18 protein-coding genes are annotated in these 18,653 nt (G+C 63.1%); 7 read left to right on the top strand and 11 right to left on the bottom strand.

Annotated elements, in window-relative coordinates; all coding sequences use genetic code 11:
• Positions 1-127 precede the first annotated feature (127 nt).
• Positions 128-1,438 carry an MFS transporter gene (locus Q376_RS0119640; protein ID WP_211266730.1) on the top strand — a complete coding sequence of 437 codons (1,311 nt, stop codon included), beginning with the start codon at positions 128-130 and terminating at the stop codon, positions 1,436-1,438.
• Positions 1,439-1,496: 58 nt separating this feature from the next.
• Positions 1,497-2,363 (top strand): class A beta-lactamase, encoded by an 867-nt coding sequence (bla, locus tag Q376_RS23670; RefSeq protein WP_043449007.1) that lies wholly within the window; start codon positions 1,497-1,499, stop codon positions 2,361-2,363.
• Positions 2,364-2,441: 78 nt separating this feature from the next.
• Here bla and Q376_RS0119630 read toward each other — a convergent pair whose 3' ends face one another.
• Entirely contained in the window at positions 2,442-3,344 is a 903-nt protein-coding gene (locus Q376_RS0119630; RefSeq protein ID WP_027351736.1) for a LysR family transcriptional regulator, read from the bottom strand.
• 247 nt (positions 3,345-3,591) lie between these two features.
• Here Q376_RS0119630 and Q376_RS0119625 point away from each other — a divergent pair, with 247 nt between their 5' ends.
• On the top strand, positions 3,592-4,557 hold the full coding sequence (locus tag Q376_RS0119625; RefSeq protein ID WP_281173378.1) for an SDR family oxidoreductase: 966 nt from the start codon (positions 3,592-3,594) through the stop codon (positions 4,555-4,557).
• A gap of 8 nt (positions 4,558-4,565) precedes the next feature.
• A complete protein-coding gene (locus Q376_RS0119620) occupies positions 4,566-5,909 on the top strand; it encodes an NTP/NDP exchange transporter (protein ID WP_211266729.1) in 1,344 nt (447 codons plus the stop codon).
• A 54-nt stretch (positions 5,910-5,963) separates the two neighbouring features.
• On the opposite strand, the gene Q376_RS23665 is transcribed toward Q376_RS0119620, so the two are convergent.
• Positions 5,964-6,797, bottom strand: coding sequence for an EscU/YscU/HrcU family type III secretion system export apparatus switch protein (locus tag Q376_RS23665; RefSeq protein ID WP_052365564.1), 834 nt, complete (start codon positions 6,795-6,797; stop codon positions 5,964-5,966).
• Here Q376_RS23665 and Q376_RS0119610 point away from each other — a divergent pair.
• The gene (locus Q376_RS0119610) at positions 6,781-7,620 is read left to right on the top strand and encodes an HrpF/NolX family T3SS translocon protein (RefSeq protein WP_162177926.1); all 840 of its coding nucleotides are present in this window, start codon (positions 6,781-6,783) and stop codon (positions 7,618-7,620) included. The genes Q376_RS23665 and Q376_RS0119610 overlap by 17 nt on opposite strands.
• Positions 7,621-7,729: 109 nt before the next feature.
• Here the strand turns inward: Q376_RS0119610 and Q376_RS0119605 are convergent, their stop codons facing one another.
• From Q376_RS0119605 to Q376_RS23655, 8 genes are all read right to left on the bottom strand, one after another.
• A complete protein-coding gene (locus Q376_RS0119605; RefSeq protein ID WP_027351732.1) occupies positions 7,730-8,707 on the bottom strand; it encodes a zinc-binding dehydrogenase in 978 nt (325 codons plus the stop codon).
• Positions 8,708-8,773: 66 nt separating this feature from the next.
• Entirely contained in the window at positions 8,774-9,184 is a 411-nt protein-coding gene (locus Q376_RS0119600) for an organic hydroperoxide resistance protein (RefSeq protein WP_027351731.1), read from the bottom strand.
• 64 nt (positions 9,185-9,248) lie between these two features.
• Positions 9,249-10,667, bottom strand: coding sequence for a coniferyl aldehyde dehydrogenase (locus tag Q376_RS0119595; RefSeq protein ID WP_027351730.1), 1,419 nt, complete (start codon positions 10,665-10,667; stop codon positions 9,249-9,251).
• A gap of 36 nt (positions 10,668-10,703) precedes the next feature.
• On the bottom strand, positions 10,704-11,381 hold the full coding sequence (locus Q376_RS0119590) for a type 1 glutamine amidotransferase domain-containing protein (protein WP_027351729.1): 678 nt from the start codon (positions 11,379-11,381) through the stop codon (positions 10,704-10,706).
• A gap of 46 nt (positions 11,382-11,427) precedes the next feature.
• Entirely contained in the window at positions 11,428-12,042 is a 615-nt protein-coding gene (locus tag Q376_RS0119585) for a TetR/AcrR family transcriptional regulator (protein ID WP_027351728.1), read from the bottom strand.
• A 286-nt stretch (positions 12,043-12,328) separates the two neighbouring features.
• Entirely contained in the window at positions 12,329-13,504 is a 1,176-nt protein-coding gene (gene nhaA, locus Q376_RS23660; protein WP_052365563.1) for a Na+/H+ antiporter NhaA, read from the bottom strand.
• Between the two features lie 80 nt (positions 13,505-13,584).
• Positions 13,585-13,797, bottom strand: coding sequence for a hypothetical protein (locus tag Q376_RS25260; RefSeq protein ID WP_281173379.1), 213 nt, complete (start codon positions 13,795-13,797; stop codon positions 13,585-13,587).
• A 23-nt stretch (positions 13,798-13,820) separates the two neighbouring features.
• Positions 13,821-14,786 (bottom strand): LysR family transcriptional regulator, encoded by a 966-nt coding sequence (locus Q376_RS23655; RefSeq protein WP_043449003.1) that lies wholly within the window; start codon positions 14,784-14,786, stop codon positions 13,821-13,823.
• A gap of 141 nt (positions 14,787-14,927) precedes the next feature.
• On the opposite strand from Q376_RS23655, the gene Q376_RS0119565 reads away from it, so the two are divergent.
• Complete coding sequence (locus tag Q376_RS0119565; protein ID WP_027351726.1) at positions 14,928-15,320, top strand: RidA family protein; 393 nt, start codon at positions 14,928-14,930, stop codon at positions 15,318-15,320.
• Between the two features lie 236 nt (positions 15,321-15,556).
• Here Q376_RS0119565 and Q376_RS23650 read toward each other — a convergent pair whose 3' ends face one another.
• Positions 15,557-16,861: a sugar transporter gene (locus tag Q376_RS23650; protein ID WP_211266727.1), complete on the bottom strand. Its 1,305-nt coding sequence runs from the start codon at positions 16,859-16,861 to the stop codon at positions 15,557-15,559.
• A 274-nt stretch (positions 16,862-17,135) separates the two neighbouring features.
• Here Q376_RS23650 and Q376_RS0119555 point away from each other — a divergent pair, with 274 nt between their 5' ends.
• Entirely contained in the window at positions 17,136-18,599 is a 1,464-nt protein-coding gene (locus Q376_RS0119555; protein WP_052365562.1) for a glycoside hydrolase family 1 protein, read from the top strand.
• Positions 18,600-18,653: the final 54 nt, after the last annotated feature.

Raw genomic sequence — 18,653 nt, 5'->3', positions numbered from 1 at the left:
ATCTACCAAAGGGGCGGTGGGCGAGTATGCTCGGGTGGAGGCAGCTGTTCTCACAATTAAGGCATTAAACTCAATGACCCCACTAGCTCCACCCGCATCGCCTTCCGCCCCGGCGAAGCCCGCCAGCTTGAGAAGATCGGTATCCAACACGTTGAAGGGTTCGGCAGGAAACCTGGTCGAGTGGTACGACGTCTACGTCTACTCCGTTTTCGCCATCTACTTCGAGTCGCAGTTCTTCTCCTCCGAGGACAAGAATTCCACGCTTTACGTATGGGCCATCTTCGCCGCGACCTTCCTGATGCGACCGATCGGCGCCTGGTATTTCGGTCGGTTCGCCGACCGCTACGGTCGCCGTCTGGCATTGACCGTTTCGGTGACGATCATGGCCGCATGCTCGTTCGTCATCGCCCTGACGCCGACCGCCGCGACCATCGGCATCGGCGCCTCGATCGTTTTGCTCGTTGCACGCCTGGTGCAGGGGTTCGCCACTGGCGGTGAATACGGCACCAGCGCGACCTACATGTCCGAGGCAGCCATTCCGGGCCGGCGCGGCTTCCTCTCCTCGTTTCACTACGTCACTCTGGTCGGTGGGCACGTGCTGGCGCAGCTGACGCTGCTGATCATGCTGACGTTCCTCGACGTCCCGCAGGTTTCCGAGTGGGGCTGGCGGGTGGCCTTCGGTATCGGCGGGGTGGCGGCGATCGTGGTGTTCTGGCTGCGCCGTTCGATGGATGAGTCGCTGGGGGCGGAATCGATCGAGGCCGCGAAATCCGGCGGCGCGCGGGCATCCGGCTCGCTCTACGAGCTAGTCGTCCACCAATGGCGACCGCTGCTCTTGTGCTTCCTGATCACGGCCGGCGGCACGGTCGCGTTCTATACCTATTCGGTCACTGGGCCGAAGATGATCCAGAGCGCCTTCGCGGGCGGGGACGTGATCACAGGTACCGTTTTGAACCTGATCGTACTGACGCTTTTGATGGTGCTGCAGCCGCTCGGTGGCTGGCTGTCGGACATCGTCGGGCGTAAGAGCCTTCTGGTGTTCTTCGGCGTGGGCGGTGTGCTTTACACCTGGTTCCTCATATCGGCACTGCCGCAACAGGATGACTGGCTCAAAGCCTTCGTGATCCTCGCGATCGGATTCGTGATCCTCACCGGCTACACCTCGATCAATGCCGTGGTCAAAGCCGAGCTGTTTCCGACCCACGTGCGCGCCCTCGGGGTCGGGCTCGGTTACGCGCTGGCCAATTCCGCCTTCGGCGGTACTGCTCCGCTGCTCTACCAGGCCGCGCTGAGCACGGATCATGTGACGATGTTCGTGATATACGCCACCGCGATCATTGCGATTTCCCTGTTCGTCTACGTCTTCTTCCTGAAGAACAAAGGCCAGAACTGGCTCGACGACGCTTCTATGGGAGAGCGGGCCAAAGCTTCTCGCTGAGCGTGACTCGCACCCCGGGCGATGAGCTTCGGCTCATCGCCCCTGCCGGGCACTGAAAATGAAATTCTTCACTTTCCTGCTGGGTGTCACTTTGATGGCATCGACGGCCGGAGGCATGGCGCAAGCCGCTGACGACGCCGTTCTTATCAAGGCGCGCGAGATAGAGCAGCGGCTCGAGGCACGCGTGGGGTTGGCCATCTACGATACCGGCAGCAATCAGAGCTGGCTTTACAAAGCCGACGAGCGCTTTCCGATGGCGAGCACTTTCAAGGCGTTCGCCTGCGCCACGCTGCTTCACCAGGTGGATGCGGGCGGGCGCGATCTCGACCAGACCGTGGCGCTCGCCGAAGCCGACTTGGTGCCCTATGCGCCGGTGATGGAGAAGTTGGTCGGGCAGCGGGTGAGCCTTGGCGAGCTCTGCGCCGCGACGATGCGCACCAGCGACAACCTGGCCGCGAACAAGGTGCTGGATAGCATCGGAGGACCGCAACAGGTGACTGCGTTCATGCGCAGTATCGGCGACGATACGACCCGCCTCGATCGACGGGAGCCCGAGCTCAACCAGGCGACTCCTGGCGACATGAGGGACACGACGTCGCCCGCGGCGATCGCCACTTCCCTGCGCGAACTCGTACTCGGCGACGCACTGTCTGCCTCGTCGCGAGCGCGACTGACCGCTTGGCTGGTCGAAAACGAGGTCGGCGGACCACTGTTGCGCTCGGGCATTCCCCAGGATTGGCGCATCGGTGACCGCACCGGGGCTGGGGGGTATGGATCGCGCGGCGTGGTCGCGGTGATCTGGCCCCCCGAGCGTGAGCCGATCGTGGCGGCGATCTACCTTACGGGCACGAATGCTACGATGGATGAGCGCAACGCGGCCGTCGCCGAACTGGGCGAGGCCTTGGCTGCAGCTGCCAGCAAATGACTTTCGACGGCCACTCCGCGCCTGCCGCCGTTAGTGCACGCCACTGTGGCGGCCGCCGAAAAAGGCCGCGATAGGCGATCAAGCCTGTCGTGCGTCCTCCTTGAGGAAATCCACGAACGCCCTTAGTGGTGAAGGCATGTGCCGGCGGTCATGGTAGTAGAGGAAGGGACCATCGAATGCCTGCCACCAGTCTTCGAGTACCGGCAGAAGCTTGCCCTGATCGATCATCGGCCCGAGGAACTCTTCGAAGGTGTAGATGATTCCTACGCCTCTCACCGCAGCTCCGACTTCCAGGTCATGGGCGGAGGACAACAGAGGCCCCTGGGGCGGTATACGGACGACGGTGCCGTCTTTCTCGAACTCCCACACGCCAAGTTTCCCGCTCTCGAAACGGTGACCGATCAAACGGTGGGTGAGCAGTTCCCGTGGGTGGATTGGGGTGCCATTTCTTTCGAGGTAGGAGGGGGAGGCCGCGGCGACGAAACGCTGCCGCCGAGGACCGATGGGCACGGCGATCATGTCCTTGGCCAAGCTCTCCTCATATCTCACCCCCGCGTCGTAGCCCTCGGCGATGACATCGATGAAGGTGTTATCCATCGCCACTTCGACGTTCACCCCCGGATAGCGTTCGAGGAAAGCGGGTATCAATTGCGGTAATACGAAACGGGCGACGGGAACTGGCGCATTGAGCCGGAGCGTGCCGACCGGGCGCTGGGTATGGTCATCGATATCATTGAATGCCGCGTTTATCTCCTCGAGCGCCGGACGCAAACGCGCCAGTAATCGGGCTCCCACTTCGGTGGGAATCACGCTGCGGGTGGTGCGGTTGAGCAGCCTGATCCCTAGATCACTCTCCAGGCGCCGCACGCAGTCACTGAGCGACGAAGCCGAGATTCCTCGCTTCTCTGCCGCGGCCCGAAAGCCACCGGCCTCCACTACACAAGCGAACAGGGCCACGTCACTCAGATTAGGCTGGCGCATTCGTCGTACTCCAAGTGTGAGCTGCGATTGTACGCTTGGGCGCACGCGGCATTCATTTTTATAGGGATTATCAGCAGTAATCCAGACGTTAACATGGCCTTGCTCCGACGCAGGCCTCTGCAATTATGCAGCGGCTGATCGAATCCCAACCGAGCGTTAAGGTCGAACGATGACAACTAGACGAATGGTGCCCATACGCGCTGCCCGTTCAGCGTGGCGATACAGTCTCGTAGCATTGGGCTTGGCGGTGAGCTATGCACTCTCGGCCGGGAGCGCTGTTGCGCAGAGCGCACCCCAGCCGGATTGGAGCCTGGCGGACATGCCGTCGCAGGCAGGGCGAATCTTTCTGGTGACCGGCGGCACCAGCGGCATGGGATACGAAGATGCCATGGCCTTGGCACTTGCAGGTGCTGAGGTGGTGATCGCGGCCCGCAACCCAGAACGCGGCGCGGAGGCGATCGAGCGTATCAGGCAGGAGGCGCCCGAGGCCCAGGTGCGGTTCGAAGCGGTCGATCTGGCCAGCCTGGCTTCTGTTCGCGCGCTGGGCGAGCGGCTCAATGCGACATTGCCCCGCCTCGATGGGCTGATCAACAACGCGGCGATCATGGCGCCTCCCGAGCGGGCTGAATCGGCTGATGGTTTCGAAATGCAGCTCGCCACCAACTACCTGGGGCACTTCGCCTTGACCGCTGAGCTGCTGCCGCTGCTGCGAGAGAGCGACTCCGCGCGCGTGGTGACGCTGTCCAGCATCGCCGCCGCCCGTGGCAGCATCGACTTCGACGACCTTCAATCCGAGCAAGGCTACGATCCCTATAGGGTCTACGCTCAATCCAAGCTGGCCTGCCTGATGTTCGCGTTCGAGCTTCAGCGGCGCAGCGAGTCTGAAAACTGGGGCATTCGAAGCATCGCGGCCCACCCGGGCGTCGCGGTGACCGAGCTGATCGAGCGAGGCCCTGGGCTGGATAGCGAGTTCGGGCATAGTTGGGCCAGGGATCGCGAGCGCTACCACTCTCCCGCGCAAGGGGCGTTGCCGACCCTGTATGCCGCCACCGCGCCCGAAGCACAAGCCGGTGCCTACTACGGCCCGATCGGCGAGAACGAACAGCGTGGACCGCTTGGCCTGGCCACTGTGCCTCCCGTTGCGCAAGACGCTGAAGCGGCCGGTCGCTTATGGGATGTCTCCGAACGGCTGACTGGTGTCAGCTATCGCTGAGGAACCCGATGATCTCCTCCACCCTCCTGATGCGGCGCCTTGGCGCCGTCATCGATGCCGAACGTCACGAGGTGGTTCCCGCGCTGGTCGGATTTTTGCTGTTCTTCTGCCTCTTCAGCGGTTATTTCATGCTCCGGCCCCTTCGCGAGTCGATGGGCATCATGGCCGGTATCGAGAACTTGCAGTGGCTGTTCACCGCGACTTTTTTCGTCATGCTGGTGACCGTCCCCATGTTCGCCTGGCTGAGCTCGAGAGTGCCGCGTCTCCACTTCATCGATTGGGTATACGGATTCTTCTGCCTGAACCTGCTGCTGTTTACCGCTTCGTTCCTGTTCGTCGGCGAAAACGTCTGGCTGGCGCGGGTGTTCTACGTATGGATCTCGGTCTACAACCTGTTCGTGGTCTCGGTGGCCTGGAGCCTGATGGCGGATGTGTTCGATGGGCGTCAGGCCAAGCGTCTGTTCGCGTTCATCGCCGCCGGCGCAAGTGTCGGTGGCTTGGCCGGGCCGGCGATCAGCGCGCTGCTGGTGGAGGGGATTGGCCAGGCCGGGCTGGTCCTGCTCGCCGCAGTGCTGCTCGGCATCGCGCTCGCGCTCAAGTCACCGCTGATGCGCTGGCGCGAAATCGGTGGAGCCGGCAGGCAGGGCGCACCACCGGCGGAGAGCACTCGTCAGCCGGTGATGGGCAATCCGTTCAGTGGTTTCACCCGGGTCATGCGGTCTCCTTACCTGCTGGCGATCGCGGGGTTTGTCGTACTGCTCGCCACGGTGGCCACCTTTCTCTATTTCGAACAAGCGCGGCTCGTCGCTGAGCGCTTTCCAGACCAGCAGTCGCAGATCAGAGTGTTCGGCATCATCGATTTCATCGTCCAGGCTGGGGCGCTGCTGGCCCAGCTGTTCATCACCGGGCGCATCGCGCAGAAGATGGGCGTGCGCACGCTGTTGGCGATCGTCCCGATGATGGTCTGCATCGGCTTCATCGGACTCGCCCTGGCGCCGAGTTTCGCCCTGCTGGCAGTGCTGATGATCGTCCGGCGCATCGGCGAGTACGCCTTCGTCAGGCCCGGGCGGGAGATGCTGTTCGCCCCGCTGGACGCCCAGAGCAAGTACAAGGCCAAGGGCTTCATCGACACGGTCGTCTATCGTGGCGGCGACGCGGTCAGCGGATGGATCAAAAGCGCGCTGGATATGCTTGGCCAAGGCGCCCTGCTGGTGGCGCTGGTCGGCGCCGCCTTCGCGCTGCTCTGGGCAGTTCTAGGCTGGCAGCTGGGCAGGCGAGCGGACCGCCTGAGCAGCGATGGCGAGGGGCATGCGATTGCCGCAGTCGCTGTGCATGATCGCCCTTCTATGTAACCCCTGCTCGAGCGGGAAGACTTCTTCTTCGACCAGATGGCCCAGATCCGACCGTCAGACCAGCTTCGCTTCGACCAAAAGGTCGGCCACCGCCTGGAAGGTGCCTTCGGGAATGGGCTCTCCATTGCCGGCTCGCTTGGCGACTCGCGCGGCGAGCGCCGGTTCGCCAAGCAGCGGCAGGTGGTGGAGGCGGGAGTCCGCATAGAGCGCGGCCGAGCGCTCGGGGTCGGCGCGACAGGTCACTATCGGCACCGGGGTCTCGCCGCGTACGTAGCGCACACCGACCAGCCAGTCGCCGGGTGCACCGATTAGCAGCGAGGTATGTTCGATCCCCCGGCGTGTGCCGGTGGCGTGCATGTCGCGGCGCCGCCGCTGGCGCTCGCGCTTGAGCAGCGGATCGCCCTCGCTGTCCTTGCGCTCGCGCTTCTGCTCGCTCTTGGTCATCCGCTGGTCGCGTCGGAACAGCCAGCGCTGCAATAGCATGTCGAGCCCGCCGACGATCATGAAAGCCAGCAGTGCGGTGATCACCAGCGGTTTCAGCAGTGCCAGGAAGCCGTCGGCGATGCAGTCGAACCCGCATTGGGGGATGTCCATCAGCATCTGCAGCGCGAAGCGGAAGATCACCACCATCGCGCTGCCCAGGGCGACGATCTTGAACAGCGACTTGAGCAGTTCGATCAAGCTGCGCAGTGAGAAGATCCGCTTCAATCCCTCGACCGGGTTGATCCGCTCGAACTGGGGCTTGAGCGGCTCGGTGGAGAACACCAGTCCGCGGATGATCGCCAGATTGGTCAGTAGCGAAACCACGATCGTCACTGCGGTCAGCGGCAGCAGCAGTCCGACCAGCGTCTCGCCGGCCGGCACCCGCGTGATGAACGGTGTGTTCATGGGTATGCGGGTGGCAGGACCGGTGCTGGGTATCGTCGGCTCGATCTTCGGCATTGCCGGTTCACTGATCGCTGAGGCGGTCAATCACAAGAAAATGCAGAAACTCACTGATTCCCAAGGGGAGTTCTTCAAGAATCTTGCCGAATACGGGGTAACCGAGGCGGACTGGGGCGACAAGCTCGAGTACGCCCGCTATGCCTCCTACATGTATGGAGGGCGTGATGCGCCGGATGGCGAGTCGCTGTTCGATTACCAAACCAAGGAGTGGGAGCACTTCCAAGAGACCGACGATGAGAAAGGCAGTTCACTGTCGCGATTGGCGCCTTACCTGCACAAGGACGGGGACCCCGGCACGGAGAATCTGTGGGAAAAGCATTTGACGGGTGGTACGACGCAACGGACTGGCAAGGAGCATACCAGTAAGAACGATGACTGGCGCCCATGGAGCGATACGGACATGGAGGCCGGCGACAAAGGCCTGGGAACGGACGAACTGCTCTGGAACTCCCGGAGAGACGCGATGATGACATTCTACGGCAAAGATTTCTTCGCAGAGCATCAAGAAGAGATCAAGACCATCGCATCGGCTTGGGACGACTGGAACGGTAACGATGAGATCGTCAGCCGCGATGATCTGGAAAATATCGTCGATGACGAGGGGAGGGGCGATGACGAGCGCGACGCCGCCCGTATCCTGCTCGATGACGACGGCTTCTTCGGCACGCTCGACTCCTTCCAGAAGGGAGGGGACGGCGATGACAAGATCAGCACCAAGGACCTGAACGCCTGGCTCGAAACTATCGGCGTCGAGCAGCGCGCCTGATTTCCCGAGACGTCCTGACCATAGCGAAGCCCTGACTCTGCGGTCAGGGCTTCGCCTTTTCTCGAATCGATACGCCAAGATCGTTTCAGCGAGCGCCAGGCGCCGCTGGTCAGGGCTTCAGCAGCACCTTGCCCTTGCGGGCCGGAGCCAGGCTCGCGGCGGCGGCCTTGGCCGCATCGGCGAGGTCATAGATGCCTTCCACCGGCAGCTTCAGCGCCCCGCGCGTGGCCAGCGCCAGCAGCTCGCCCATCAGCCGATGCTTGTCTTGCGCCGCCATCGTATCGCTGACCTTGCCGCCCCAGAATCCCTTGACCGTGGTCTGCTTGAAGACCATGTCGGATGAGGATATCTGCATCGGTTCGCCGCTCATCGAGCCGAACGATGCCAGCACGCCGTTTTCTCCCAGCAGCGACATCAGTTCGCCGCTGGCCTTGCCGCCGACGGAGTCGACCGCGGCGCTGATCGGGGCGTCGCCAACGATGGCGCGAACCTCATCCTGCCAATCCGGCCGGGCGGTGGAGACGGCATGCTCGATGCCAAGTTCGGCCAGCTCCGCCACACCCGCATCGCGGCGGACCAGGTTGATCGTATTGACCCCGCGCGCCTTGGCCAGCATCGCCACGGTCTTGCCGACCGCGCCGTTGGCTGTGTTCTGGATGACCCACTGGCCGGGCTTCACTTCCAGGAACTCCAGCAGCATCAGCGCGCTCAACGGCATGGCGATCAGCTGTGCGGCGGTCTCGTCGCCGATCGCATCGGGCATCGGCACCGCCGCCTGCGCCGGGGCGAGGAAGTATTCGGCCCAGGTGCCGTGCACGAAGGAGGCGGCTACGCGCTGTCCGATCGACAGGCCCTGAACGCCTTCGCCCAGCGCATCGACCACGCCGACTGCCTCGCTGCCGCCTATGGCCGGGAGTTCGGGCTTGTAGCCATAGTGGCCGCGTACGGTCCAAAGATCATGGTTGTGGATGGGGGCGAGGAGGGTCTTGATCCGTACTTCGCCGGGACCCGGCTGCGGCACCGGGCTCTCGCCCAGGGTGAGGACCTCGGCGGGATCGCCGAAGCTCGCATGGATGGCGCTGCGCATGGTGTGCTCCTGGTGAGGGATGACTGGATGCCTTCGGCGGATGCGATCCGCCGCCGTGAGCGGGCTTCAGGCCACCGTTACATGCAGACGTACGTCGACGTTGCCGCGGGTGGCATTGGAGTACGGGCAGACCTGGTGGGTGGCTTCGACCAGCTTCTGCGCGTCTGCCTCGTTCAGGCCCTGCACCTCCACGTAGAGGTCGATGTCCAGCGCGTAGCCGCCTTCGGAGGTCTGGCCGATGCCGACCTCGACCGAGGTCTTGGTGCCGGCGGGGGCCAGCTTCAGCTGCTTGGCAGCCACCGGCAGCGCGTTGTCGAAACAGGCGGCATAGCCCATCGCGAACAGCTGCTCGGGATTGGCGCCGCTCTTGCCGGAGCCAGGGACGGCCAGGTCCAGCGCGAGGCTGCCATCGTCCAACGCGGTCCGCCCGGAGCGGCCACCGGTCGCGGTGGCGCGGGTCTTGTAGAAAATCTTCATCGGTGTGGTTCCTTGTGTTGGGCAGATACCGCCCATCCGCCAGGGATGGGCGGTGCGGTGGTGGTCAGCCCGCCAGCAGGGACTCGACCTGCGCCAGGCCCTCGGCGTAGGGCGCGCGCAGGCGCAGGTTGGACTCACCGTCCGGGCTCTGCTCCACGACCGCCTTGGCATGGCTGAAGCGGCGGAAGCCGTGGATGCCGTGGTAGGCGCCGATGCCCGACGCGCCGACGCCGCCGAACGGCACGGTCTCGACCGTGGCATGGGTCATCACGTCGTTGATCACCAGTGCGCCGGAGGTGGTGTGTGCGCTGAAGTTTCGCTGGCGCTCGGCGTCGTTGCCGAAGTAGTAGGCGGCCAGCGGGCGCGGATTGGCGTTGATGTAGTCCACCGCTTCACTGGCATCGCGGTAGGTCTTGATCGGCAGGATCGGCCCGAAGATCTCCTCCTGCATCACCTTCATCTCGTCGGTGACGCCGAGCACCAGGGTCGGCGCCATCTTGCGGCGGGCGGCGTCGGCGTTGGGCTCGCCCTGCGGCTCCAGCCCGATCACGGTGGCGCCCTGGGCGCGCGCGTCGTCGAGCAGGTCCTGCAGGCGCTTGAAGTGGCGCTCGCTGATGATCGAGGTGTAGTCCGGATTGGCCTGCAGCGTCGGGAAGCTGTGGGCGATGAACTCGCGTGCATGCTCAACGAACGCGTCGCGTGCGCCTTCGGGCAGCATCACGTAGTCCGGCGACATGCAGATCTGCCCGGCGTTGAAGGTCTTGATCGTCATCACCCGCTCGGCGGCGGTGCGCAGGTCTGCATCGGTATCGATCACCACCGGCGACTTGCCACCCAGCTCCAGCGTCACCGGTACCAGATTCTCGGCGGCGGCGCGCATCACATGGCGGCCGACGCTGGTGCTGCCGGTGAAGATCAGGTGATCGAAGGCCTGGGCGCTGAAGGCGGCGCCGACATCGGCGTCGCCGAGCACGGTGGTCAGCTCCATCGGGTCGAAGTAGCGGGCGACCAGCTCGGCCAGCAGTTCAGCGGTGCGCGGGGTCAGCTCGGAGGGCTTGATCAGCGCGCGGTTGCCGGCGGCGAACACGCCCGCCAGCGGGCTGAAGGCCAGGTTGAGCGGGAAGTTCCACGGGCTGATGATGCCGACCACGCCCAGCGGCTGGTACTGGATCCGGGCCTTCATCCCCGGGCCGGGCGCCGGCTGCTCTTCGGCCTGCATCCATTGCTCGACGTTCTCCGCGGCGTACTTCAGCTCGGCGACCGAGGAGAGCACATCGGCCAGCAGGGTTTGGTAGGGGCTGCGGTGGCCGTAGTCGGCGCTGACCGCCGCTTCCAGCGCCTTGTGGTTCTCGGTCAAAAGCCTGATCGCACGGTCGATGCGGTCGCGGCGCAGCTCGGCGCTGGCCGGCCCGTCCTGCACATGGGCACGCTTCATCGCGGCGACGGTGGTGGCCAGGCTGGTGATGGTGTCAGAAGAATTCATGTGCGACTCCAATAGCGAAAGAGGGAAAAGGCGGGCTCAGCCCAGCTGCTCGAGCAGGGCCTTGGCCACCGCTTCGGAGCTGGCGGGGTTCTGGCCAGTGACCAGACGTCCGTCGGTGATGATGTGCGGCTGCCAGTCGGGACCGGCCTGGTACAGGCCGCCCAGGCGCTGGAATTCGTCCTCGATCAAGAACGGCACTACGTCGGTCAGCTGGACCGCGGCTTCCTCTGTGTTGGAGAAGCCAGTGACCTTGCGGCCCTTGATCAGCGGCTGGCCATCGGCGGCGCGGACGCGACGCAGCGCACCGGGGGCGTGGCAGACCAGGCCGTGCGGCTTGCCGGCGCGGTCGAAGGCTTCTATCAGCGCGATCGAGGCCGGATCCTCGGCCAGGTCCCACAGCGGGCCGTGGCCACCGGGATAGAACACCGCGTCGAAGTCCGCTTCTCGCACATCGGCCAGCTTGCCGGTGTCGGCCAATGCGGCCTGGGCCTGCGGGTCGTTGCGAAAACGCTCGGTGGCCTCGGTCTGCGCCTCCGGCTCATCGCTCTTGGGATCCAGCGGCGGCTGGCCGCCCAGCGGTGAGACCAGGGTGATCTGCGCGCCGGCGTCCTTGAACACGTAGTAGGGCGCGGCGAACTCCTCCAGCCAGAAGCCGGTTTTCTTGCCGGTATCGCCGAGGCGGTCGTGGGAGGTGAGAACGATCAGGATATTCATCAGGTGAGATCCTCTGAGTTGCGGTGAGCGGCGCGCGGAAAGCTGATCAGGCGCCGTTGGAAGGTGTAGTGGCGACCAGCAGCAGGTCGGTCGCGACCAGGGCTTGGCGCAGCGGTGCCTTGTCCTTGCCCAACTTGGACAGTAAAGCGGCACCGAGCCACAGCTGGTAGAGGGTCTGCGCGGTGGCCTTCGATGCCAGCGCCGGGCGCAGCGAACCATCGCCCTGGCCCTCCTCGACGATAGCCGCGATACGAGCGACCAGCTGCGCCACGCCGTCGCTCAAGATCAGGCGCATATCCTCGGACAAGTCAGCGACCTCAGCGGCCAGCTTGACCACCAGGCAGTGCTCCGCCCAGCCGCCCAGCACCGGATCGTCGATCCAGGCCGACCAGTAGCGCATCAAGCGTTCGCGCCCGCTGCCGGTACCAGGAGCGAGCAACGCGTCCAGGCGCTGTCCGTAGTCGGTGACGTACTGCTCCAGCAGCACGCAGCCGAACGCCTCCTTGGATGGGAAGTAGTAGTAGAACGATCCCTTGGGCACCTTGCAGGCGTCCAGGATCTCCTTGAGCCCCACCCCGACGAAGCCTTTGCGCAGCACCAGTTCTCGGCCGGTGGCGAGAATGTGCTGGCGGGTGAGTTCGGCTTTGGCTGTCTGTGTCATGTGGGCATACTGGCACAAATAGACCGGTCGTCTATATTTTGCCGCAGCTGATCGAAGGTAGGACATAGCGTGCGGAGGAGATGCGCTGGAGAAGATCGTGAGCCTCTCCCTGGATGGGGAGTGGAGATGACAAGGATGTAGATGGCGGATCGGGCGGTTAGCGGCCTGGATGTCTGGATGCTGCGCGAACGCGATTAACTCTATGCGCCATCCTGGTCGCCAACAGCCGAGCACCCTCGCGTCGGGCCCTCGGCTATTTCGAGGTGGTGATGAATCGGCAATCAGCTCATGCGGCGCGCTCATCCGGGACGGAATGCTGCGCTTTGGATGACGAAGTCAGCCTCAGCGCCGCCCAGCCGAGCAGCCCGGCTGCGAGCGAGCCGGCAAACACGCCTACCTTCGCTGCCTCCTGCAGGGCTTCGGAGTCGAAAGCCAGCAGGTTGACGAACAGGCTCATGGTGAAACCGATGCCGCAGAGCAAGGACAGCCCGTAGACCTGCGCCCAGCTCGAGCCGTCCGGGCGCTGGGTGATGCCCAGTGCCACGCAGAGCCTGATGGTGAGGAAGATCCCAATCTGCTTACCGAAGAAGAGCCCGCAGGCGATTCCCAGCAGCACCGGGTTGAGCAGCATGTCGAGGGTGAAGCCTGCGAAGGAGACGCCGGCATTGGCGAAGCCGAAGAGGGGAACGATCAGGAACCCGACCCAAGGAGCGAGTCGATGTTCGAGCTGCTCCAGCGGTGAATGACTCTCCCTTCCGCCACGATAAGCCGTCATCGGAATGGTCATCGCCAGTGCAACGCCTGCCAGCGTTGCGTGAACACCCGACTGGAGCACGAACCACCAAAGCCCCGCACCCAGCAGCAGATACGGCGTTAGACGAGCGACGCCAAGCCGATTCAGGGCGATCAGCGCGAGCAGCAGCAGCCCGGCGCCCCCAAGATGGAACATCGAGATCTCGGGTGTATAGAACAGAGCGATCACCAGTACCGCGATCAAATCGTCGATGATGGCGATCGCCGCCAGCAGCGCCTTGAGCGCCACCGGCACTCGAGACCCGAGCAGCGAGAGTACCCCCAGGGCGAAAGCGATGTCGGTGGCGGTAGGAATGGCCCAGCCGTTCAGTCCTTCCGGGGAGCGCCAGTTGAACGCGACGTAGATCAGCGCCGGGGCGATCACGCCGCCCATGGCGGCGATGCCGGGTAGAACGCGTTTGGGCCAGCTATCGAGCTGGCCGACGAGAAACTCGCGCTTCACCTCGAGGCCAACCATGAGGAAGAAAAGCGCCATCAGCGCATCGTTCACCCAGTGCTGTACGCTCAGCCCGCCCAGATAGCTGTGGAGCAGGGCGAAGTAGCTCTCTTGCACCGGAGAGTTCGCCACCACCAGTGCCAAGGCAGCGGCCAGCATCAGCGCAATCCCAGGCGCCATGTCGCTCGATAAGAAAGCCTTCAATCCCTGCATGGGGTCTCCCCGGTGGTTAGTGTGAAGCTGCGAAACGGCAAGCCTACCAACTTTGGTTGGCCATCGGCATCTACTGCGGCTCAAGTTCGAACTCCGCAGACACGAGGCGTGGCCGATGTTTCCATGCCGCTGTGGTGCTTGCCAACCCGGTCGACATCATGCCGCTCGCGGGGATCGTCGAAGCCCAGCCCTCGTGTCGTCATCGCGTCGAGCAGGTAGTTGGTGGTGGCGTTCAAGATGCCCTCGATTTCGAGCACCGCGCAGCCCGTCAGGCTATGGTCGAGAAGGTCGATCGTCCGCTATGGACCAATGGGCCTTAATCATTGAGACCGCCATATTGCAAAGTTAGTGGGTCATGCACCCTCGTCTGGTTGATTACAGGCGCATGCTTGGCCATCAGTTCTGCGATCCAATCGATGAACACACGCAGTTTGGCGCTGACGTGCCGGTTCGGTGGAAATGCGATGTACAGGGGCATTGGATCGAGATGCCAATCATCGAACAGACGCACCAACTCGCCTCTTGCCAGGTGTTCGGTGGCCATGTAGCGAGGGAGCCATATCACTCCCAGGCCGGCCACCCCCGCCGCAAGGTAGGCATTGCCATCGTCGACGGCGATTACGTAGCGGCCGTGCACTTTGAAACTTTCACCGTCATGATGCATGACGTAAGGCAAGGCGCTGCCGAGGCGAGCCCAGGTGAAGCCCACAATGCGCTGATCCTCGAGCGCCAGCTCCTTAGGGTGCGACGGCATGCCCGCACGCTCCAGATAGCTCGGCGCTGCGTACACTCCAAGTTGCAGGTCGCCCACGCGGCGTGCCATCAAGGATAGGTTGGTCAGTTCTCCTCCCCGTACGACGCAGTCCACGCCTTCGCTGATCAGGTCTACCCTGCGGTCACTTACCCCCATATCGAGCTGAATGTCAGGATATCGAGCGTGGAACGCGGGTAGGGCCGGAATAAGGATCATTCGGGCCAGAGGGCTGGGAACGTCCACTCGCAGACGACCCCGAGGCAATGCTGAAGCATTGGACAGACTGGTTTCGGCGTCGTCCATATCTTCCAAAAGCTTTACGACGCGATCGTAGTAGGCTGCTCCGTCGGCCGTTACGTTCACCTTTCTAGTCGTTCGATTGAGCAGCTTTACGCGCAGTCGCGCCTCAAGATTTTTCACAAGTTGCGTTACGCTGGTCTTATTCATATGAAGTGATTCGGCCGCCTTGGTAAAGCTGCCAGTCTCCACCACGCGGACGAATGCCTGCATTGCGTCGAAACGGTCCATTGCTTTTCCAACACCTCATGATTGTTTGGAGATTGAAAACAGTGTTTGTAGCAGTGGGACGTTTATCCACTAGACATGGGCGTATAGAGTTTCCTGACCATAAATCACAGGGTCGTTATCGGCCTATTGAAGGAGATACTCATGGCAAAGCGTGACGCCATTTTTCCCGCTGGTCGGCATGACCTCTATACCTCACAGACCTATTCCGCAGCGATCAGATCGGATGATCTCCTATTCGTGTCCGGTCAAGTCGGCAGTCGCAGCGATGGCTCGCCCGAGCCGGACTTCGAGGCCCAGGTCCGACGGGCGTTCGCCAATCTCGAGGCTACCCTGCGAGCGGGTGGCTGCGGGCTCGACGATATCGTCGATGTGACTACCTATCATACCGATCCTGAAAATCAGTTCGATACGATCATGGCCGTTAAAAGCGAAGTCTTCCCCGACGCGCCTTACCCGAACTGGACCGCGATCGGCGTCAACTGGCTCGCGGGGTTCGACTTCGAGATCAAGGTCATCGCCCGTATTCCTGGCTGAATATCACCAGGTTAGAGTTCGGCCGATCGCGTCATTGCCGCGACGCTCTTGCGTGGCATCTAGCCGATGAAGCCGCAGTCCGTCAAAACGGCCCGAAGTAGACTAATTCCTGGTCCCATACAAAACTTCGAGCTTTAGGCGATGTTCATTGGAGGGTCGACGAACGTCCCTTTTTGACAGGATATCCTGCGGCATCGCCTTGCTCAGCGAAAGATCCGCCACTAAGTGCCCGAGCCTCAACCGCGGCGAGCAGCGTGCCTGTTGCGCCAACGTCGCCAGACACCGGGAGGCGCATCGGGATGCGGGCGCGGCGTGCCGGGAGGGACCGGCATGCCGACATCCGGGTGCTGGCGGATGACCCAGATGCTGATCAGCAGCCCGATGGCTACCAGCGCACTGCCCACCATGCCTACATCGCTCAGGCCCAACTGCACGCTCACGTCGCTGCCCAGCAGGGCCCCGGCACCGATGCCGACGTTGTAGGTCGCCGAGTAGATCGCCGTTGCCACATCGGTGGCCTCCGGTGCGCGTTCCAGCACGCGCGCTTGCATGGCGAGGCCGAACACGATGATGGCCGGGCCCCAGAGGGCGCACAGCGTGATCATCGTCCAGTAATGACTCTTGGCAACCGCGATCCCCAGTAGGCAGGCTGCCACCAGTGCGATCGAACCGACGAACATGGCATTGGAATGGTGCGCATACCAGCGCCCGAACAGAATCGTGCCGGGAATGCCCATGCCGCCGAACACCAGTAGCAGGGTGGTGGTATCCAATGGCGTCAGTCCTGCAACCGTTTGAGCGAACGGCTCGATGTAGCTGTAGGCGGTGAAATGGCCGGTGACTACTGCAATGGTCAGCAGATAGAGCCCGACCAGTACTCGCCGGCGGAACAGCAGTGGGATGCTCGTCAACGAGCCAACGTTCTGTGCGGGCAGCCTGGGGAGCAGCAGGCGCAGGGCGACCATGACCAGCGCTGCCACTGCGCCGATCAACAAGAAGGTGGTGCGCCAGCCGATCAGATCACCGATCACGCGCCCGGCCGGGATGCCCAGCACCATCGCGATCGAGGTGCCGGCGGCCAGCAGTCCTAGCGCCTGCGCTTGTTTGCCTGGTGGGGCGATACGCACCGCTAGCGAGGCGGTGATCGACCAGAACACCGCGTGTGAAAATGCAATGCCGACGCGTCCGGCCACGAGCATTGCATAGCTGCCGGCAGTGCCGCAGACCACATGGGCAGCGATGAACAGCAGCAGTGTGCCCATCAGCAACCGCCGGCGCTCGATGCGGCGGGTTAACAGCATGAACGGCAGAGAGGTCAGCGCTACCACCCAGGCATAGATGGTCAGCATCAGCCCGACGTGTGTCACCGGCATGCCGAAGCTGAAGGAGATATCGCTCAGAAGCCCGACCGGGACGAATTCGCTGGTGTTGAAGACGAAGGCTGATAGGGCGAGCGCGTAGACACCGCTCGACGCGCGCCGATTCGTCAAGGTGGATCGCGGCATGCCGGAAACCCCGAGGGCCAAGTTGAGCAGAAACAAGAGGGTGACGTCTGAGCAGTCCTCAGGCATTCGACGATTAGATTAGTCCTTTAGGCTCATCCTGGCCGATGAAAAGTGCACACCCGGGGCGGTTTTTTCAGCTGGGCAAATCCGGGAGCGATGACCGTGCGGTACTGCCGAGACGCTTCTCGAGACACGATCGGCTAAGCGGCGGCTCCCGCCCGGCGAAGAGCGTCTTCCCCGAAAACGGTGTCCGCCTGGTTCGTGTCGGATAGTATTTGTTCTGTCGCTGGTCCCAACCTTCGGAGGTTTGATGAAAACTCGTTCGCTGGTCGCTCTGGCTGCAGAGCCGGACGCCATGGCTGGTTTGGTCCAGGCATCGCGACCCTTTCGCTGGGGCGCGGCATCGGCGGCCTACCAGGTCGAAGGATCGACGACCGCGGACAACAAGGGCCGCTCGATCTGGGATGTGTACCTGGATGATCACAGCCTGGCCGGCCCCGGCGTTTCCGGCGCTGTCGCGATCAATTTCTACGATCGGGACCAGTACTTGGAGGATATCGCGCTGTTCAAGGCGCTGGGGCTGAACAGCTATCGCTTCTCGATCTCTTGGCCGCGGATTCTTCCCGACGGGCAGGGGCCAGTGAATCCCAAGGCCATCGCGCACTATCGTCGGTTCATTACCGATCTCAAGGCGGCCGGCATCGAGCCGATGCTCACGCTTTACCATTGGGACATGCCGGCGCAATTGGCAGCGGCGGGCGGCTGGAGCGATCCCAAGTCGATCGATTGGTTCCAGCGCTATGCGCAGGTGGTGTTCGCCAACTTCTCCGACCTGGTCGACACCTACGTGCTCATCAATGAGCCGACCGTCGAGCGCGCCACCAAACAGTTGGCGGAAGATCGGCTAAACGGGGTGTCTGGCGACATGCAGATCATTCCCGATCAGGCACACCTGGCCGACGCGCTCAAGACCTTCAACCACATCCTGCTGGCCTCGGCCGCGGCCAAGGAGAGCTTTTCAAGGCAAGGCTATGCCGGGCAGATTGGCTTGGCCCTTCCTCTCTTCCCAACCCTGACTTCCGATGACGCCTCCGAGGCCGACAAGCAGGCCGCCCTACTCGCCGACGGTATCCTGAATCGGTGGTTCCTGGACGCGATGTATCACGGCGCCTATCCCGAGGACGTGCTCGAGCTGGCGCGCAAGCTCGATCTGGACACCGGGATCGAGGAAGGCGACGCCGCCCGGATCGGGGCGGCGCGCTTCGACTACCTGGGCATCAATTACTACGCCCCGCTGTTCGTCCGTCGCCCGGCCCAGGCCAGCACGATCTATGCGGCGCAGATGTACGTCCCCGATACCTCCAATGCCGCCTTCAACGGCCCGGTCAGGCCCGATCAGTTCAAGGCCCTGCTCGAGCGGATCCGGCTCGACTACGGCAATCCGCCCGTCGTGATCACGGAAAACGGCGCCGGGTTTCCCGACGAGGACCAGCTCGTCGACGGCAAGGTCGAGGACCTGAGGCGTTGCGACTACCTGGTCACGCACATCGAGGCGATGAAGAGCGCCATGGCCGATGGCGCCGATGTGCGCGGCTACCACGTCTGGTCCAGCCACGACAATCTCGAGTGGCTCAGCGGATATGGCAGCCGCTTCGGAATGATCCACGTGGATTTCGATACTCAAAAGCGTACTCCTAAGCTGAGCTTTCAGGTCTACGCGCGAATGATCAAGGGAGAGACGGTGGATACCTCAGCGTGCAGTACAGGCCGATGAACGAGTCGGGCTGATTGCCTCTCTATGTATCGAATCTGATCTCAGAACCTGTTC

The organism is Halotalea alkalilenta DSM 17697, from assembly GCF_000621205.1.
In the GTDB taxonomy this organism is placed as follows: domain Bacteria; phylum Pseudomonadota; class Gammaproteobacteria; order Pseudomonadales; family Halomonadaceae; genus Halotalea; species Halotalea alkalilenta.
Note: the sequence above shows the minus strand (reverse complement) of the source record. Positions and strands in the feature narration are given on the sequence as shown.

What these genes read in the sequence shown, in the direction of transcription:
- bla (WP_043449007.1), top strand. Translation starts at nt 1,497, where the DNA reads ATGAAATTCTTCACTTTCCTGCTGGGTGTCACTTTGATGGCATCGACG.
- Q376_RS0119630 (WP_027351736.1), bottom strand. Translation starts at nt 3,344, where the DNA reads ATGCGCCAGCCTAATCTGAGTGACGTGGCCCTGTTCGCTTGTGTAGTG.
- Q376_RS0119620 (WP_211266729.1), top strand. Translation starts at nt 4,566, where the DNA reads ATGATCTCCTCCACCCTCCTGATGCGGCGCCTTGGCGCCGTCATCGAT.
- Q376_RS0119610 (WP_162177926.1), top strand. Translation starts at nt 6,781, where the DNA reads ATGAACGGTGTGTTCATGGGTATGCGGGTGGCAGGACCGGTGCTGGGT.
- Q376_RS23665 (WP_052365564.1), bottom strand. Translation starts at nt 6,797, where the DNA reads ATGAACACACCGTTCATCACGCGGGTGCCGGCCGGCGAGACGCTGGTC.
- Q376_RS0119605 (WP_027351732.1), bottom strand. Translation starts at nt 8,707, where the DNA reads ATGCGCAGCGCCATCCATGCGAGCTTCGGCGATCCCGCCGAGGTCCTC.
- Q376_RS0119600 (WP_027351731.1), bottom strand. Translation starts at nt 9,184, where the DNA reads ATGAAGATTTTCTACAAGACCCGCGCCACCGCGACCGGTGGCCGCTCC.
- Q376_RS0119595 (WP_027351730.1), bottom strand. Translation starts at nt 10,667, where the DNA reads ATGAATTCTTCTGACACCATCACCAGCCTGGCCACCACCGTCGCCGCG.
- Q376_RS0119590 (WP_027351729.1), bottom strand. Translation starts at nt 11,381, where the DNA reads ATGAATATCCTGATCGTTCTCACCTCCCACGACCGCCTCGGCGATACC.
- Q376_RS0119585 (WP_027351728.1), bottom strand. Translation starts at nt 12,042, where the DNA reads ATGACACAGACAGCCAAAGCCGAACTCACCCGCCAGCACATTCTCGCC.
- nhaA (WP_052365563.1), bottom strand. Translation starts at nt 13,504, where the DNA reads ATGCAGGGATTGAAGGCTTTCTTATCGAGCGACATGGCGCCTGGGATT.
- Q376_RS23655 (WP_043449003.1), bottom strand. Translation starts at nt 14,786, where the DNA reads ATGGACCGTTTCGACGCAATGCAGGCATTCGTCCGCGTGGTGGAGACT.
- Q376_RS0119565 (WP_027351726.1), top strand. Translation starts at nt 14,928, where the DNA reads ATGGCAAAGCGTGACGCCATTTTTCCCGCTGGTCGGCATGACCTCTAT.
- Q376_RS0119555 (WP_052365562.1), top strand. Translation starts at nt 17,136, where the DNA reads ATGAAAACTCGTTCGCTGGTCGCTCTGGCTGCAGAGCCGGACGCCATG.